This is a genomic window from Streptococcus mitis (assembly GCF_009496205.1).
GTDB lineage: Bacteria > Bacillota > Bacilli > Lactobacillales > Streptococcaceae > Streptococcus > Streptococcus mitis_BN.
Window position 1 is genome coordinate 21,938 of record NZ_WIJO01000006.1, and the last position, 16,546, is coordinate 38,483.

Sequence of the window (16,546 nt, forward strand, 5' to 3'; positions counted from 1 at the left end):
TTCACCTCTAGCTTCTGCTACATACTTAAGCCACCATCAATGGCAACCACTTGACCAGTTAGATAATCTTGGCCTGCTAAAAATACTGTCAAATCTGCAACCTGCTCCGCTTGTCCAAATTCTTTCATAGGAATTTGAGCCAGCATAGCATCTTTTACCTTGTCTGATAGAACAGCTGTCATATCGGACTCAATCATTCCAGGTGCAATAGCGTTAACCCTGATATTGCGATTGGCCACTTCACGAGCCACAGACTTGGTAAAACCAATCAAACCAGCCTTAGAAGCTGCATAGTTAGCTTGACCGATATTTCCCATCAAACCAACAACACTAGACATATTAATGATAGCACCTTCTCTGGCTTTCATCATCGGTTTCAAGACTGATTGTGTCATGTTAAAGGCACCAGTCAAGTTAACCTTGAGCACTTTTTCAAAATCCGCCTCTGTCATCTTGAGCATAAGGGTATCTTGGGTAATCCCTGCATTGTTGACCAAAACATCTACTGAACCCAGCTCTGCAATAGCTTGCTCAACCATATGCTTAGCGTCTGCAAAATCTGATACATCTCCTGAAATGGGAACCACCTTGACACCATAGTCTGCAAACTCAACGAGCAATTCTTCTGAGATTGCCCCACGACTGTTTAAAACAATATTGGCTCCTGCTTGAGCAAACTTGTGGGCGATGGCAAGACCAATCCCACGACTCGAACCTGTAATAAAGATATTTTTATTTTTTAGTTGCATTCTTTTCTCCTGTTTCCTCTTGTATTTATGGGAGAAGGGATTACTTGTTTCCCAACAGGGCTTCCAAGCTAGCCTGATCTTCAACATTGGCTAGTTTAGCTGTCTTATCAATTTTTTTCACAAAGCCTGACAAGACTTTCCCCGGTCCAATCTCGATAAAGTTGGTTACGCCTGCTTCTTGCATGGCCGCAATACTTTCATAGAAACGAACTGGTTCCTTGACCTGACGCGTCAAGAGTTGAGCAATGTCTTTTTTTTGCATAACTGCAGCTTCTGTATTGCCGACTAGGGGACAAGTAAAATCTGAAAAACTTACCTGAGCTAGAGTTTCAGCTAGTTTCTGACTAGCAGACTCAAGGAGAGCGGTATGAAAAGGCCCTGAAACCTTGAGAGGAATCAAGCGTTTGGCGCCTGCTTCTTGCAAGAGTTCGACAGCTCGGTCAACTGCAGCCACTTCTCCACCAATCACAATTTGTGCAGGTGTATTATAGTTGGCTGGGGTAACCACTCCAAGTTCAGAAGCTTTTTGACAGGCTTCTTCAATGACCTCTACTGGCGTATTGAGAACTGCTACCATCTTGCCAGAACCAGCAGGGGCCGCTTCTTCCATATAGGCTCCACGCTCAGCTACCAAGGCAACCGCATCTTCAAAATCCAAGGCACCGCTGGCCACCAAGGCAGAATATTCTCCAAGGGACAAACCAGCAACCATATCAGGCTGATAGCCCTTTTCTTGCAATAAACGATAGATAGCAACTGAAGTCGCTAAAATAGCTGGTTGCGTATAGCGGGTCTGGTTAAGTTTTGCTTCTTCTGTATCAATAAGATGACGCAAATCGTAACCAAGTACCTGACTCGCTTGATCAATCGTTTCTTTAACAATCGGATACTGATCATAGAGATCCCGTCCCATACCTAGATACTGGGCACCTTGGCCAGCAAATAAAAAGGCTGTTTTAGTCATTTCTTACAACTCCTGCCCAACGAGAGGCCTCTTCTTGAATTTTCTTAGCTGCTCCGTAATACAAATCTTTTAGGATTTCTTCAACGGTTTCTTCTTTGGAAACAAGCCCTGCAATTTGACCTGCCATGACAGAGCCTCCATCCACATCTCCGTGAACAACCGCTTTGGCTAGAGCACCTGCTCCCATTTGTTCAAAAATTTCCAAATCTGGATTTTCTTGTTTAAAAGCATCTTTTTCAGCTTGTTCAAAATCACGAGTCAACTGATTTTTAATCGCACGAACAGCATGTCCAAAGTGTTGAGCTGAAATCGTAGTATCAATATCTCTAGCTTTTAAAATTTTCGCCTTATAATTTGGATGGGCATTAGACTCTTTTGCAACGACAAAGCGAGTTCCAACCTGAATAGCTTCTGCACCTAGCATAAAGCCAGCAGCAGCACCTTCACCATCCGCAATCCCTCCTGCAGCAATAACAGGAATAGATACAGCAGCAGCAACCTGGCGCACCAAGGTCATGGTTGTTAATTTACCGATATGCCCCCCGGCCTCCATTCCTTCTGCAATAACAGCGTCCGCACCGATTTTTTCCATGCGTTTAGCTAAAGCAACACTAGGCACAACTGGAATAACCGTGATACCAGCAGCATGGAAGCGTTCCATGTACTTGCTTGGATTTCCTGCGCCTGTTGTAACTACCTTAACCCCTTCCTCGATAACGAGGTCTACAATATCTTCCACAAAGGGAGACAAGAGCATGATGTTGACACCAAAGGGTTTATCAGTCAATGATTTGATTTTATCAATATTTGCCTTGACAACTTCTTTAGGGGCATTCCCCCCACCGATAATCCCTAGTCCTCCAGCCTTGGAAACAGCTCCTGCCAAATCACCATCAGCAACCCAAGCCATTCCTCCTTGAAAGATAGGATAATCAATGTTCAATAATTCTGTAATACGCGTTTTCATAGTGCCTCCATCGTTTCTTGCTTACGTAATAGTTCGATATCGTCATAATTTGAAAATCAAACTATTGCCTAAACAAGAGGGAGCGGGTTTCCCTACTCCTTCTATTTATATTCTGCTTATTTTGTTTGCTCTTCAACGTAGGCAACCAAGTCACCAACTGTTTTCAAGTCATCTTCTGCTTCGATTTGGATATCAAAAGCATCTTCAATTTCTGAGATTACTTGGAACAAGTCCAATGAATCTGCGTCCAAGTCATCAAAAGTTGATTCAAGTGTTACTTCTGATGCGTCTTTTCCAAGTTCTTCAACGATAATTTCTTGTACTTTTTCAAATACTGCCATAATAGGACTCCTTTAAAATAAATAGTTTTTTATAACAATGTGTTCACCACATGATTACCTAAATTGTAAGAATGAGCGTGCCCCATGTCAAGCCTCCACCGAAGCCTGATAGCAGAACAGTCTGGCTACCATCTAAACGGATGAGACCTTGTTCTACACACTCTGAAAGTAAAATCGGGATACTTGCTGCACTGGTATTGCCATATTCCATCATATTGGCTGGAATTTTATCTCGGTTAACACCGATTTTTCTAGCCATCTTATCCAAAATACGGTCATTAGCCTGATGAAGTAGCAGATAATCCAAGTCTGTCGCCTCTATAGGAGATTCATCAATAGTCTGCTTGATAGACTTGGCTACGTCCCGAATAGCAAAATCAAAGACTGCACGCCCATCCATCTTCAAAAATGAATCTGCATTTTCTTGATCTGAAAACGGAGAATGCAAGCCTGAATGTCCATAAGTTAGACACTCGCTACGACTCCCATCACTATTGAGACTCTCTGCCAAGAAATGCTCTTGCTCGCTAGCTTCTAACAAGACTCCACCAGCACCATCTCCAAACAGAACAGCTGTTGATCGGTCTGACCAATCGACTGCTTTAGACAGGGTTTCACTACCAATCACCAAGCCTTTTTGAAAGCGACCAGAAGCGATAAACTTTTCAGCAGTTGAAAGAGCAAATACAAATCCACTGCAAGCTGCTGTTAGGTCAAAAGCAAAGGCCTTATTAGCACCAATATTAGCTTGAACACGAGCAGCTGTAGAGGGCATCATCGAATCTGGAGTAATAGTAGCTAGGATGATAAAATCCAACTCCCCTCCTGTGATTCCAGCTTTTGCCATCAGTTTCTTAGCAACCTCTGTAGCCAAATCACTCGTAGATTCTGTTCTTGAAATATGCCTTTGTCGTATTCCCGTCCGACTTGAAATCCACTCATCATTGGTATCCATAATCTGGGCCAAATCATGATTTGTAACCACTTGCTCTGGCACATAATGAGCAACCTGGCTTATTTTTGCAAAAGCCATTATCTCAAATCCTCCAAAAATTGATAAAGATTAGTCAAACCTTTGCTCATAACCTCAATTTCTTGCTTACTCATACCATCAATAATTTTTTCAACCATGGCCTTGTGGAAGCGTTTATGTAGCCTATGAACCAAGCGACCTTTCTTTGTCAAATGCAGATGTACCACACGTCGATCATGTTCTGAACGAATGCGTTCAATGTAACCCTTACGTTCGAGATTATTCAAACTAGTCGTAACTGTCCCAAGAGTCACCATCAACTCTTTTGACACTTGACTTGGTGTCACATCTGGAACTTTTCCAATCACATCAATCGTATGCATTTCTTTGATGGAGATATCCTTGAAACGACTACCCCTCAAGCTAACTTCCTCAATAACGAGGACATTGTTAAATATAGACGTTAAGTATTCATTAATTCGTTGGTAGTCCAATCTTTCCTTCCCTCCTTTTCAAAAAAACTTTTACAATCAAAACATTTGACAAAAGAATTATATCAAACTTCAAAGAATGGTGCAAGTATTTTTTTATTTTCCTGTAAATTTAGGTCTTCTTCTTTCCGAATGAGCCCGAACTCCCTCTTTGAAATCCTCTGTTTTCGCTAGTGATTCCTGTAGGTTCAGTTCTAAAGTGGCGTAATTCTGCCAGTCTTTAAATTGACTCTCCCAAACCAACTTCTTGATGGCAGCATAGGAATTACTTGAACCACGTCTTAATTTTTTAAGAAGCTGTTCTCTCGTCTTTTCAAGTTTATCAGCTTCAGAGACCCGATAAACAAGACCCCACTCCAGAGCTTTTTCTGCGGACAAAGCCTCACCTGTCATGGCTAATTGAGCAGCACGCGTCACACCAATACTTCGACTCAAGAGATGAATTCCTCCTGCATCCGGAGCCAAGCCAACTCCGACAAAGGCTTGGATAAACTTAGCCTTATCCGTTGCCAGACAAAAATCTGCAGCAACAGCCATATTCGCTGCAGCACCTGCAACAGCCCCATCAACCTCCATCAAAATAGGCTTTGCAATTTGCTTGATTTTATAAGAAATAGTATTGACCAATTCTGCGATTTTCGTCAATGATGGAATATCATCCTCATCTACTGCCCGCTTCATCTCTACTAAATCTCCCCCAACTGAAAAAACTTTGCCATTCGCGTTGATCAAGACAAAATGCACAGCTGGATCCTCTTCTGCCAAAGTCAGAGCTTCTAAAATCTCCTCGCACATAGGGATATGAAAACCATTTGCGACCTCAGGACGGTTCAAGGTAATGATTGCCAAGTCCTCTTCAAGCTGATAAATAATGTGTTCCATTTGGACTCCTTTTTATTTTATAAGCAGTTTAAATTATTTTATTTTCAAAGTATATCTTTTTTAAAATCAGAAAGCAAGAAAAAATCAACTGAAAGTGTCTCAGCCGATTAGAAAGGCTCGCTTTATACTAGAAAGCATCTTATTTTCTTCATTGAAAAAAGGCTTTCTTTCTGCTATAATCGTATAAAATACTTACTTTAGGAGTTCTTATGAAAGTTGTTAAATTTGGAGGTAGCTCTCTTGCCTCTGCTAGTCAATTAGAAAAAGTTTTAAACATCGTCAAAAGCGATTCAGAGCGTCGTTTTGTCGTCGTTTCTGCGCCTGGTAAACGTAATGCTGAAGATACTAAGGTTACGGATGCCTTGATTAAATACTACCGCGACTATGTTGCTGGTAACGATATTAGTAAGAGTCAAAGCTGGATTATCGACCGCTATGCTGCTATGGTTAGTGAACTAGGACTAAAACCAGCTGTGCTAGAAAAAATTTCCAAAAGCATTCGCGCCTTATCCACTCTTCCTATTGAAGAGAATGAATTTCTCTACGATACTTTCCTAGCAGCTGGTGAAAATAACAATGCTAAGTTAATCGCTGCCTACTTTAATCAAAACGGGATCGATGCACGCTATGTGCATCCTAGAGAAGCTGGTATTGTGGTCACAAGTGAACCTGGTCACGCTCGCATCATTCCATCAAGTTATGACAAGATTGAAGAATTGACAAATGCAAATGAAGTTCTTGTCATTCCTGGTTTCTTTGGTGTTACTAAGGAAAATCAAATCTGTACCTTCTCACGTGGAGGCTCAGACATTACAGGTTCTATCATTGCTGCCGGTGTTAAGGCCGACCTCTATGAAAACTTTACGGACGTTGATGGTATCTTTGCAGCCCACCCTGGTATTATCCACCAACCACACTCAATCCCTGAGTTGACCTACCGTGAAATGCGTGAGCTAGCCTATGCAGGCTTCTCAGTCCTTCATGACGAAGCGCTTCTTCCTGCCTACCGAGGAAAAATTCCTCTAGTTATCAAGAATACCAACAATCCTGACCACCCAGGTACTCGTATCGTTCTAAAACACAGTAGTGATGAATTTCCAGTAGTAGGAATTGCTGGTGACTCAGGCTTTGTCAGCATTAATATGTCGAAATACCTCATGAACCGTGAGGTGGGATTTGGTCGCAAGGTTCTTCAAATCCTTGAAGATCTTAACATCGGTTGGGAACATATGCCAACAGGTATCGACGATCTTTCAATCATCCTCCGTTCTCGTGAACTAACTCCTATCAAGGAAGAAGAAATCCTTCGTCAGTTGGTTCAAAAGGCTGAAGTAGATCATGCAGAAATCGAACACGACCTTTCAATCATTATGATTGTTGGTGAAAAGATGAAGAGTCATATCGGAGTAACTGCTACTGCAACACGCGCTCTATCTGAAAACAAGATCAACATCCAGATGATGTCTCAAGGTTCTAGTGAAGTTTCTATCATGTTTGTTGTCAATAAAGACCAAGAGAAAGCAGCAATCAAAGCCCTCTACAATGCCTTTTTCGGTGAAAGTAAGGAAGACTAAGCATGGCTCAATCACTTAACAAAACAGTGCTCCTCAATACGACAGGCACCTCCTACCTCTCTATAGCTGGGAAAGTGGGAAAATTCTTGGTCGGGGATCAGGCTCTGGAATTTTATCCAGATGTCAATGTTGAACAATTTATCCAGATTCCTTGGAGCCATATCAACCAGATTGGAGCTAATGTTACTGGTCGCAAAATCAGTCGCCACTTCGAAGTCTTTACTGATCAAGGAAAATTCCTCTTTGCTTCAAAAGACTCAGGTGCCATTCTCAAAATTGCACGCGAAAAACTGGGCAATGACAAGGTCGTCAAACTTCCTACCCTGATTCAGACAATTAGTCAAAAATTTAAAAATCTATTTGCAAAAAAGTAGAAACTTTAGTATAATCATAGCAACGGATAAGTAGGTTATCTTCTTCTTTCAGAAAGTCTGCGGGTGCTGCGAGCAGATAGGAGGGATAGGTGAAATTCTACCGTTATTCAAAATTACATACACAATCAAGTGCACACCTGTGAAGTTGGATGGAACCGTGGCCCTGTCACTCCAACGCTTTGTCAGGTGTGCTTTTTTCATAAAGGAGTTCTTATGTTAGATATCAAACGTATTCGTACAGACTTTGATGCTGTCGCAGAAAAATTGGCTACACGTGGTGTAGATGCTGCTGTCTTGAACGAGATGAAAGAAATCGATGCTAAACGTCGTGACATTTTGGTTAAGGTCGAAACTTTAAAAGCAGAACGTAACACAGTTTCAGCTGAGATTGCTCAAGCCAAACGCAACAAGGAAAATGCAGATGACAAGATTGCTGCCATGCAAAATCTATCTACTGAAGTCAAAGCCTTGGATGCCGAATTGGCAGAAATCGATGCTAAATTGACAGAATTTACGACTACTCTTCCAAATATCCCAGCTGACAGCGTTCCTGTTGGGGCTGACGAAGACGACAATGTTGAAGTTCGCCGTTGGGGTACTCCACGCGAATTCGATTTCGAACCTAAAGCTCACTGGGATCTTGGTGAAGCCCTCGGTATCCTTGACTGGGAACGCGGTGGTAAGGTAACGGGCGCTCGCTTCCTCTTCTATAAAGGCCTCGGTGCTCGTTTGGAACGTGCTATCTACAACTTTATGTTGGATGAGCATGGAAAAGAGGGCTATACTGAAGTCATCACACCTTACATGGTTAACCATGACTCTATGTTTGGTACTGGTCAATATCCAAAATTCAAGGAAGATACTTTTGAACTCAGCGACAGCAATTATGTCCTTATTCCTACAGCTGAAGTTCCTCTGACAAACTACTACCGTGATGAAATCCTTGACGGAAAGGACCTTCCAATCTACTTCACTGCTATGAGTCCTTCATTCCGTTCTGAGGCTGGTTCTGCTGGTCGTGATACTCGTGGCTTGATCCGTTTGCACCAATTCCACAAGGTTGAAATGGTTAAATTTGCCAAACCAGAAGAATCTTACGAAGAATTGGAAAAAATGACAGCCAACGCTGAAAATATCCTTCAAAAACTTAACCTTCCATACCGTGTCGTTGCTCTCTCTACAGGAGATATGGGCTTCTCAGCTGCGAAGACTTACGACTTGGAAGTTTGGATTCCAGCACAAAATACCTACCGTGAAATCTCAAGCTGTTCAAACACAGAAGATTTCCAAGCCCGTCGTGCTCAAATCCGTTACCGCGATGAAGCAGATGGCAAGGTGAAATTGCTCCATACCTTGAACGGTTCTGGACTTGCAGTTGGACGTACAGTCGCTGCTATTCTTGAAAACTACCAAAATGAAGATGGTTCTGTGACCATCCCAGAAGCACTTCGTCCATACATGGGTGGAGCTGAAGTTATCAAACCATAAAAAATGCTTCTTTGTCAACTGTAGTGGGTTGAAGTCAGCTAAGATCTAGAAAGGACAAATTTCGTCCTTTCTTTTTTGATGTTCAGAGCGATGAAAATCCGTTTTTTGAAGTTTTCAAAATTCCGAAAACCAAAGGCATTTCGTTTGATGAGTTTAATGAGATTATTAGTCGCCTCTAATTTTGCGTTGGAATAGGGTAGTTGAAGGACGTTGACGATTTTCTCTTTGTCCTTGAGGAAGATTTTAAAGACAGTCTGAAAAAGAAGATGAACCTGCTTTAGATTGTCCTCAATGAGTCCGAAGAATTTGTCAGGTTCCTTATTCTGAAAGTGAAAAAGCAAGAGTTAATAGAGATTATAGGCACTATAATATTTGTAGTGGGTAAATCCCTTATGGATATTGTGGAGCCTTTTTCTGCCCACCTGTGTCCTCTAAAAACATAAGAATAAGAATACTTCTTTAGCTACACTTGCGTGTTTCAGCTTGCATCTGAAACAATAATCTACTATGGAGATTATTGAAAAGAGGAATATTATGTTTCTTGGGTATTTCTAACATTAGATGTTTCGATTCTTCCATATTCATTTCATCCATTTTATCAATAATCTAAATAGTCAGTATCTGTATCTTCTTCACACATAATTGATTTTTATTCACTGTTTAAGTTTCTATTCTATCAAATAGTTTAATAATCTCAGAATCCGAAAATCCTAAGGCATATAGTTTTTCAAACAATATTTTTATAAGCCTGTTCAAATGCTGATTTCTTAACTCAATTATTTTCTTCTCACTTTCAGTAACAAAATATCCTTTACTTCCACGACTGACAAGCAACCCCTGTTTTTCAAGAACTTTTAATGATTTTTGAACGGTTGCAGGATTACATTCTTCCCTCTCTGCTAAAGTCCTTATGGGAGGCAGCTGTTGCCCCGGTACATACTTACCTCTTAAAACAGTTGCTCTTATCACAGATGCTATTTGTAAATATGGATACATATTCACTTAACCTGTTTATTTTTCCTTCCGCGTATAAATTTCCAATAAGCAGAATACGGAATAACCGTAGCAAACAGAAGGTAATATTTATTAGCAAACATATCTGCAACTCCTTTTGCATTGAAATGAACAGGAATTTTCTCTGGGAGAAATATGCAAATAACAACTATTATAGCTAGCATTACTAATAACACCAAAATATCTTTTATCAGTCTGTTTTTCATCTTATTTTCCTCCTTTAACTAGATAAAATTTAACTTGCTTATTGTTAAATAAACACCCATTGTAATAACCAATAAAACTACTGATACTACCTGTAAAACAAATATAATCGGAAGATTAAACAGCCAATTAAGCAAAAGTGGCGTAATAAGCGCAATCATACCAATAATTCCAGTTACAATAACAGGAAGACTTTGTTTGACAACTATCATCTCACTGTCCCAATCATAGTTAGGATATTTTTTATTTAATGCGATTCCAATTACAGTTATAAAAAAGGAATAACATATAGGAACAATAATTAGGTTCGTGACTTGAATGAGATTTATATCTAGTTTTAGCACAAATACAGATACAGAAATCATATATCCAATCAAATGAAGTGTAAGATTGACAGCTATCTTGGAATTTAGGATCATTTTTACCTTAACAGGAGAGCTTTGCAAAATCCAAATGTTTTTTCCTTCTAAAGATATCGCTGAAGCTGCCGGGCAACTGAGCGAGAGCATAGATGCAATAAATAATGGAGCAAAATTTGAGAGATATTCATTTATATTTTCTATCCCTGAAGACTCTCCTATTTGTTCTACAGAATTAAAAAGCAAAAATATACTAAAAACACATAAAAGTATTACACCGAGGCCTGCATTCAAGACCGCCATGTACGAGCTTAAAAAGCGTCCCATTTCTTTTTTATACAAGGCAAGAAATATCGATTTTCTATTATAAGATTTTTTGTTATCAGAATATCTTGATGTTGTTTTAGCAAGAGTATTAAGCAATCCATACTTCATCGCAACAATTTTTACAAATATATAAAAAACTGCTGTTGAAAAAGCAATAAATAATCCCATTCCAATATACATTGGAAAATTTGTGTGTTGCACGAATAACCCGGATATTGGGTACAGTCCTATAATTTGCTTAGAAAGCATGATCTCAATGCTGTCTTCATTACCTGATTTCATAGCTGACACTGCAATATATCCAATTATGCCTATCATTGCAAATGAAAAGATTAGAGCAATAACATTTTTCCTCTTAAAATAAGATGAAACAGTAACAACAATGATTCCCATACATGCTGCTATGCATATAGGTATCAAGGGAGCAAAGATGATAGAAGTAAAATACAATATAATCTGTAGGAGGTTTAAACTTCCGTTCAAGATCCATACAATTCCACCCGGGAGCATAAACATCAATCCTATTAAAAAATTCAATAAGTACATAAACATGAACTTGCTGGTGATAATATACGAACTTTTAACAGGTAAGGATAGGAGAATTTCCATATCTCGACTGCCAAATAAAATGCCATTCGAATAAAAGACAGTCAAAAATAATATTGAAAAACTTGATACAGAGACCATATATGCCGGTATCAAGTCCTGCTGTCCGACGTGTACCAATGTTTTCGCTGTTAGTATATTATAAACAAAGCAAAATAAGGAAAGGGTTATTATGCCAAAACTCGCAATAGCCATTGAACTTTGTTTTTTATTTCCTGAATCTCTAATCTCGTTAATCGGAAAGAAATTAATCAATTGCGCTTTAAGCAGTATCCAAATGTTACTCATTGTCCTGCACCTCCATGAAAAATGCCTCCAATGATTCATCACCTTTGACGTCTCCTGTATTGCCACTTGCAATTAACTTTCCATTTTTGATAATGGCAATCTTATTACATAATTTTTCTGCAACGTCCAATACATGGGTTGAAAAGAAAATAGCACCTCCATCTGAAACACACTCATACATAATTTTCTTTAGTAGGAAAGTTGCTTTGGGATCCAGCCCAACAAAGGGTTCATCTAGAATCAACAGTTTAGGAGAATGTACCAGTGCAGAAATAATAGCTGTTCGTTGCTTCATACCATGTGAATACGAAGAAATAATCCCCGAAAGATGGTCAGTCATATCAAATAAATCACCATATTTTTGGATCCTTTCCTTGCGTATTTTTGTAGGAATTTCAAACAAGTCAGCAATAAAATTAATATATTGAAGTCCTGTCATATGTTCATACAAATCTGGATTATCTGGGATATAAGCCATCATTTTTTTACAAATAACAGGTTCTTCTTTAATAGAATGACCGTTGATAATTATACTTCCGTCTTCAAAATCATGGATACCGACAACTGCCTTTATCGTTGACGTTTTTCCCGCACCATTTGCTCCAATAAAACCATAAATATCTCCATGCTGTACTGAAATAGATAGGTTATCCACAACCTTCTTATCCCCATAACTTTTACTAAAATTCTTTATCTCTAACATTTTTTCGTCTCCATTGACAATTTGTCAGTCGTATATTGAAATAATACCGATAGCTTGTTTTGATTTAGCTATCGGTACATAGTTCTCTTTACAAACATTCTATCTTTTTTAATTGCTAAAGAGTCCTTTTGTATTTAGATTTTGTTCCAGCATTATCTTAAATGCATTCAAGTAATCTTTGACAGGTTCTTTCTTTGAAGTTTTTATACCTATGTTGTTTGAAACAAAAACATAGGCTGTCATCAGAAATTCTGCTGTTTCTGATGGATATTTTACAGAAAATACTTTTTCTGAGATGCCTTGATTTATTATCCTCTCAAAATATATAGTCAGTTTTTCAATGAGCTTATGAGATAACTTATCTAACATATAACGATTTTCTTCAAGATCAACCGTCTTTTGTAACTCAGTTCCTTCCGCTGAAACGTTATCTGTAGAGATTATTGTGGCATCTATAAAGGCTCTTATTTTTTCAATAGCAGTTTTGTCGTCATCATTGACAATCACATGAATATCTCTCAATAATTTCTCTGAATAACGTTCCACAAGACAATACAGAATATCTTCTTTGTTCTTAAAGTGATAGTATAACAAACCTCGTGATATATTTACCTTATCGACTATATCCTGAGTTGTTGTGTTCGCATATCCTTTCTCCATAAAGAGGAGCATAGCAGCATCCATAATCTCAGCCCGTCGAATTTCCGGATCTTTTACATCTCGCATTTTATTCCTCCTATTGCACATCATACTACCTTACTGACAATTTGTCAATAGCGTTTTCTCATTTCTCTTGAATTTTATGGTATAATATATTTACAATTTTAGGAAAATGCTTACTTGACTTTTGTAGTAAGCACAGTAAGTGTACGGACACTTACGAAAAAAGGTTTAGCTATTTCTAGCTAGACCTTTTTTCGTAACCAATTCAGATAAGCGCCTAACACAAAGACTAAAATAATTAAGCAAATAGCGGTTTCAGCCAGTACTAAATAATCCAAAAATGGAAGTTTCAAGATTCCCTGAGCCATCTTGAGCGAGGTAGCTGTGATAATGGTCGGGAAGGTGAGGGCTGAGAAGGCTGGTTGAAAGCCTTGTTTTAAAATATTGGGCAGGCGAGTCAAAACAAAGAAAAAGAAAGTTTGAGAAGCCAAAATCATGGCAATCAAGCCCCAAGTCGGTAGATTGACTCCTCCAACTCGAACTAGGGAAGCCAAGAGTAGAGAGAAAGGAGCACAGTAGATCCCTTCTTGTCCAAGCATGGCTTGTGGGAGTGGATGTTTCTTTAAATCGCTATAAATAAGCGGGTAGAGATAGAAGGTTAGGAGAAACCCAAAACTCAAGGTCGCATAGGCAATTTCGATGATGCCTACCAGAGGATAAGTCAAGGCTGCTACTGCTATCCCCACATAGAGAACCGTCCAGCTTGGAGTTGCATGAACCCTCCGACCCGGGCAGGCAAATTTGATAGTGAAGCCAGCAATCAGAGCCACATCCAAGAGAAATGAAAACCACCAGAGTCCTTGAGCAACCAAAGGGAAATGAGGGAAGGCTCGAAAGACATAAGTCGATAAAATCATCCCAGCCATGGGAAAGGTGGCCATTCCTGACAAAAGTGGGGGCTTGGTCAATTCTTGCTTGGTTTCTTTCCAATTAAAAAGATGCAGAAGCAGAAAAAAGAGCCACAAAACCAAACCTGTCAGACTAAAAAGATGGGACAGAACCGGCAACGTATCTAAAATAAGATTTCCAGCTCCTGCCAAACCTAGCAAACAACCAGAAAATACCAAAGGGAGTTTTTTCATCCTAACCTCCAATAATCATGTTAGTTTCAGTATAGCATAATAGCGCTTAAATGAGGGGATAAAAAACGAAGTCCGTTGATTTCAGACTTCATTTTACTCAGATATGAATTAAGCATAAGGTTGCAATTCTGGGTTAATTGGGGTATTGGCTAGGTTGTTGGCATAGTTACAGAGGCTTGCTAGGCTGACACCAAGAACCACATCCAAGGCATTTTGTTGAGTGTATCCAGCTTCTAAAAACTCAGCCAAGGCTTCATCTCCTACACGACCCTTGGTATTGATAACTGCCAAGGTAAACTTAGCTAGGGTGTCCAATTTAGGATCTGTTTCAATTGGAGTACGATTGCGAAGAGCTTGAAGAAGGTCATCGTTCATCTGGATTTGTTTGATGGAAAAAGCTGTATGACCTGCGACGCAGAAGGCACAACCATTGGTCACAGCTGCCGTGATTTGCACCACTTCACGCTCAACGGGTGTCAGGCTGTTGCGACGGTTGATAGCTCCGACAGTACGGTAAGCCTCTAAAGCAGTCGGTGCATTAGCCAAGAGACCGATTAGGTTAGGAATATAGCCATTGTTATCTTTTTCTACTGTTTCAAGAACTTCTTTCACTTCTGCTGGTGCTGATTCTACTGTATGGATTGTAAATGTTGTCATCATAAAACCTCTTTTCATGTTGTTGAAACCTAGTCTATCACAGATTCTATACCGTGTATAATATATATTTTAAATTGCATCGATAGAAATTTTTTATGAAAGCAAAAAATCACACGCGATGTGTGATTCCATTATTTATTAAAATACTTTTTAGTCTCAGCAATAACAACTGGTGATAAAACTAAGAGGGCAATCAAGTTTGGCAGAGCCATCAAAGCGTTGACAATATCAGCAATAATCCATACCATATCCAACTCGATAAATCCTCCTAGCAAGACCATGAGCACAAAAATCACACGGTAAAGCCAGATAAAACGAACACCAAAGAGGAACTCGAAACAGCGTTCTCCATAGTAGTTCCAACCTAGAATCGTTGTAAAGGCAAAGAGTACAAGGAAAATGGTCAAGAGGGCAGGTCCAAAATGTGAAAAGACTGTTGAGAAGGCTGACTGAGTCAAGGCAACCCCATTTAAATCACCACTCCAAACCCCAGTTACCAAGATGGTCAAACCAGTCAGAGTACAGATAATGAGGGTGTCAATAAAGGTTCCTGTCATGGAAATCAATCCTTGCTCTACCGGTTCATTTGTCTTAGCAGCTGCTGCTGCAATAGGAGCAGAACCCAGACCAGATTCGTTTGAGAAGACACCACGCGCCACACCATTTTGGATAGCCATCCGAATGCTAGCACCGGCAAATCCACCCACCGCAGCAACTGGACTAAAAGCTGATGTCAATATTAAAGCGATTGTAGCTGGGAGTTTCCCGATATTAAAGAAAATAACTGTAAGAGTTCCCAAAATATAGATGATGGCCATAAAAGGAACAACAGTAGTTGAAACCTTTGAAATGGACTTGAGACCACCAAAGACTGCAATCGCTACAAATATAGACAACACAAGAGCAGTGATAGCTGGCGAAATAGTCGTTGTATTTTGGATAGATTCTGTAATCGAGTTGACTTGGGTGAAGGTCCCGATTCCCAACAAAGCTACTAGAACACCTGCCAGGGCAAAGAATATCGCAAGTGGTCGCCACTTTTCTCCCATCCCTAGAAGTATATAGTGCATTGGGCCTCCCGCTACTGCACCATGGTCGTCCTTGGTGCGGTATTTGATCGCCAAGAGTCCTTCCGCATACTTGGTAGCCATCCCAAAGAAAGCAGCCATCCACATCCAAAAAAGGGCACCTGGGCCACCAACCTTGATAGCAGTAGCCACCCCGATAATATTCCCCGTACCAACTGTCGCTGCCAGGGCTGTACACAGTGCCGCAAAGCTAGATACATCACCGTGTCCCTTGTCCTTGATAAAAATAAGTTGAAAGGCCTTAGGCAAACGCAAAACCTGCAAAAGTCCTAAACGGGCAGTTAGGTAAATCCCTGTTCCGACCAAGAGAATCAAGAGGGGTGGACCCCAAGCAAAAGCATCAATTGATTTAAGCAATTCTAACATTTCCTTCTCCTATCTTTTCAACCCCAAAAGAAAGAGCACATGCAAGATACATGTACTCTGGAATGCTTAGATAAATGCTAAAAAGCGGTCTATCCTAGCTCTGTCCTTTTACCTGAGAGTTTGAGCAGTTGCCTGCCTTGCCCCTTCGGTGCCTTTACGGTCTCTCCAGAGTTCCGTCCATTTACAGTCATGAAAAATCAAACGATTCCCCACTTCTATTAAACTTCATTCGGTGTTGGTATTTAATTGATTCTTATTTTACAAAAAATGTTGGCTTTTGTCAATGTGTTTATTAGTAAAACTTAATTCAACAGTTTTTACTGTAT

18 protein-coding genes, 1 pseudogene and 1 riboswitch are annotated in these 16,546 nt (G+C 39.8%); of the genes and pseudogenes, 3 read left to right on the plus strand and 16 right to left on the minus strand.

Annotation, left to right across the window (positions count from 1 at the left end; all coding sequences use genetic code 11):
- Positions 1 to 17: 17 nt before the first annotated feature.
- The 7 genes from fabG to GEZ85_RS01845 form a co-directional block, all read right to left on the minus strand.
- The gene (fabG, locus tag GEZ85_RS01815) at positions 18 to 749 is read right to left on the minus strand and encodes a 3-oxoacyl-[acyl-carrier-protein] reductase (RefSeq protein WP_153209165.1); all 732 of its coding nucleotides are present in this window, start codon (positions 747 to 749) and stop codon (positions 18 to 20) included.
- A gap of 40 nt (positions 750 to 789) precedes the next feature.
- The gene (gene fabD, locus GEZ85_RS01820) at positions 790 to 1,713 is read right to left on the minus strand and encodes an ACP S-malonyltransferase (protein ID WP_153209167.1); all 924 of its coding nucleotides are present in this window, start codon (positions 1,711 to 1,713) and stop codon (positions 790 to 792) included.
- Positions 1,706 to 2,680: an enoyl-[acyl-carrier-protein] reductase FabK gene (gene fabK / locus GEZ85_RS01825; protein WP_049487029.1), complete on the minus strand. Its 975-nt coding sequence runs from the start codon at positions 2,678 to 2,680 to the stop codon at positions 1,706 to 1,708. The genes fabD and fabK overlap by 8 nt, the downstream gene beginning before the upstream one ends.
- A gap of 116 nt (positions 2,681 to 2,796) precedes the next feature.
- A complete protein-coding gene (locus GEZ85_RS01830) occupies positions 2,797 to 3,021 on the minus strand; it encodes an acyl carrier protein (RefSeq protein WP_000257838.1) in 225 nt (74 codons plus the stop codon).
- A gap of 58 nt (positions 3,022 to 3,079) precedes the next feature.
- Entirely contained in the window at positions 3,080 to 4,054 is a 975-nt protein-coding gene (locus tag GEZ85_RS01835) for a beta-ketoacyl-ACP synthase III (protein ID WP_153209169.1), read from the minus strand.
- Positions 4,054 to 4,488 carry a fatty acid biosynthesis transcriptional regulator FabT gene (gene fabT, locus GEZ85_RS01840; protein WP_000386355.1) on the minus strand — a complete coding sequence of 145 codons (435 nt, stop codon included), beginning with the start codon at positions 4,486 to 4,488 and terminating at the stop codon, positions 4,054 to 4,056. The genes GEZ85_RS01835 and fabT overlap by 1 nt, the downstream gene beginning before the upstream one ends.
- 93 nt (positions 4,489 to 4,581) lie before the next feature.
- Positions 4,582 to 5,367, minus strand: coding sequence for an enoyl-CoA hydratase (locus tag GEZ85_RS01845; RefSeq protein WP_153209171.1), 786 nt, complete (start codon positions 5,365 to 5,367; stop codon positions 4,582 to 4,584).
- Between the two features lie 209 nt (positions 5,368 to 5,576).
- Between GEZ85_RS01845 and GEZ85_RS01850 the strand changes: the two genes are divergently transcribed.
- From GEZ85_RS01850 to serS, 3 genes are all read left to right on the plus strand, one after another.
- The gene (locus GEZ85_RS01850; RefSeq protein WP_153209173.1) at positions 5,577 to 6,941 is read left to right on the plus strand and encodes an aspartate kinase; all 1,365 of its coding nucleotides are present in this window, start codon (positions 5,577 to 5,579) and stop codon (positions 6,939 to 6,941) included.
- Between the two features lie 2 nt (positions 6,942 to 6,943).
- On the plus strand, positions 6,944 to 7,315 hold the full coding sequence (locus GEZ85_RS01855) for a DUF956 family protein (RefSeq protein ID WP_084925535.1): 372 nt from the start codon (positions 6,944 to 6,946) through the stop codon (positions 7,313 to 7,315).
- A 213-nt stretch (positions 7,316 to 7,528) separates the two neighbouring features.
- Positions 7,529 to 8,803: a serine--tRNA ligase gene (gene serS / locus GEZ85_RS01860; protein ID WP_084925533.1), complete on the plus strand. Its 1,275-nt coding sequence runs from the start codon at positions 7,529 to 7,531 to the stop codon at positions 8,801 to 8,803.
- A gap of 38 nt (positions 8,804 to 8,841) precedes the next feature.
- Here serS and GEZ85_RS01865 read toward each other — a convergent pair.
- From GEZ85_RS01865 to GEZ85_RS01905, 9 genes and pseudogenes are all read right to left on the minus strand, one after another.
- Positions 8,842 to 9,147 (minus strand): annotated as a pseudogene (locus GEZ85_RS01865) (transposase); the annotation flags it as partial.
- Positions 9,148 to 9,463: 316 nt separating this feature from the next.
- Positions 9,464 to 9,799: a GntR family transcriptional regulator gene (locus GEZ85_RS01870; RefSeq protein ID WP_153209175.1), complete on the minus strand. Its 336-nt coding sequence runs from the start codon at positions 9,797 to 9,799 to the stop codon at positions 9,464 to 9,466.
- A 2-nt stretch (positions 9,800 to 9,801) separates the two neighbouring features.
- A complete protein-coding gene (locus GEZ85_RS01875) occupies positions 9,802 to 10,023 on the minus strand; it encodes a DUF1648 domain-containing protein (protein WP_084925530.1) in 222 nt (73 codons plus the stop codon).
- A gap of 18 nt (positions 10,024 to 10,041) precedes the next feature.
- Positions 10,042 to 11,601, minus strand: coding sequence for a hypothetical protein (locus tag GEZ85_RS01880; protein ID WP_084925528.1), 1,560 nt, complete (start codon positions 11,599 to 11,601; stop codon positions 10,042 to 10,044).
- Complete coding sequence (locus GEZ85_RS01885; protein WP_084925526.1) at positions 11,594 to 12,304, minus strand: ABC transporter ATP-binding protein; 711 nt, start codon at positions 12,302 to 12,304, stop codon at positions 11,594 to 11,596. Before GEZ85_RS01885 ends, GEZ85_RS01880 begins: the two co-directional genes overlap by 8 nt.
- Positions 12,305 to 12,412: 108 nt before the next feature.
- The gene (locus tag GEZ85_RS01890) at positions 12,413 to 13,030 is read right to left on the minus strand and encodes a TetR/AcrR family transcriptional regulator (RefSeq protein WP_084925524.1); all 618 of its coding nucleotides are present in this window, start codon (positions 13,028 to 13,030) and stop codon (positions 12,413 to 12,415) included.
- Between the two features lie 179 nt (positions 13,031 to 13,209).
- Positions 13,210 to 14,109, minus strand: a complete 900-nt coding sequence (locus GEZ85_RS01895; protein WP_153209177.1) for a TDT family transporter — start codon at positions 14,107 to 14,109, stop codon at positions 13,210 to 13,212.
- Between the two features lie 108 nt (positions 14,110 to 14,217).
- The gene (locus GEZ85_RS01900; RefSeq protein WP_000206768.1) at positions 14,218 to 14,766 is read right to left on the minus strand and encodes a carboxymuconolactone decarboxylase family protein; all 549 of its coding nucleotides are present in this window, start codon (positions 14,764 to 14,766) and stop codon (positions 14,218 to 14,220) included.
- Positions 14,767 to 14,897: 131 nt separating this feature from the next.
- The gene (locus tag GEZ85_RS01905) at positions 14,898 to 16,220 is read right to left on the minus strand and encodes an alanine/glycine:cation symporter family protein (protein WP_153209179.1); all 1,323 of its coding nucleotides are present in this window, start codon (positions 16,218 to 16,220) and stop codon (positions 14,898 to 14,900) included.
- Positions 16,221 to 16,310: 90 nt separating this feature from the next.
- A riboswitch (glycine riboswitch) is annotated at positions 16,311 to 16,399 on the minus strand.
- Positions 16,400 to 16,546 lie beyond the last annotated feature (147 nt).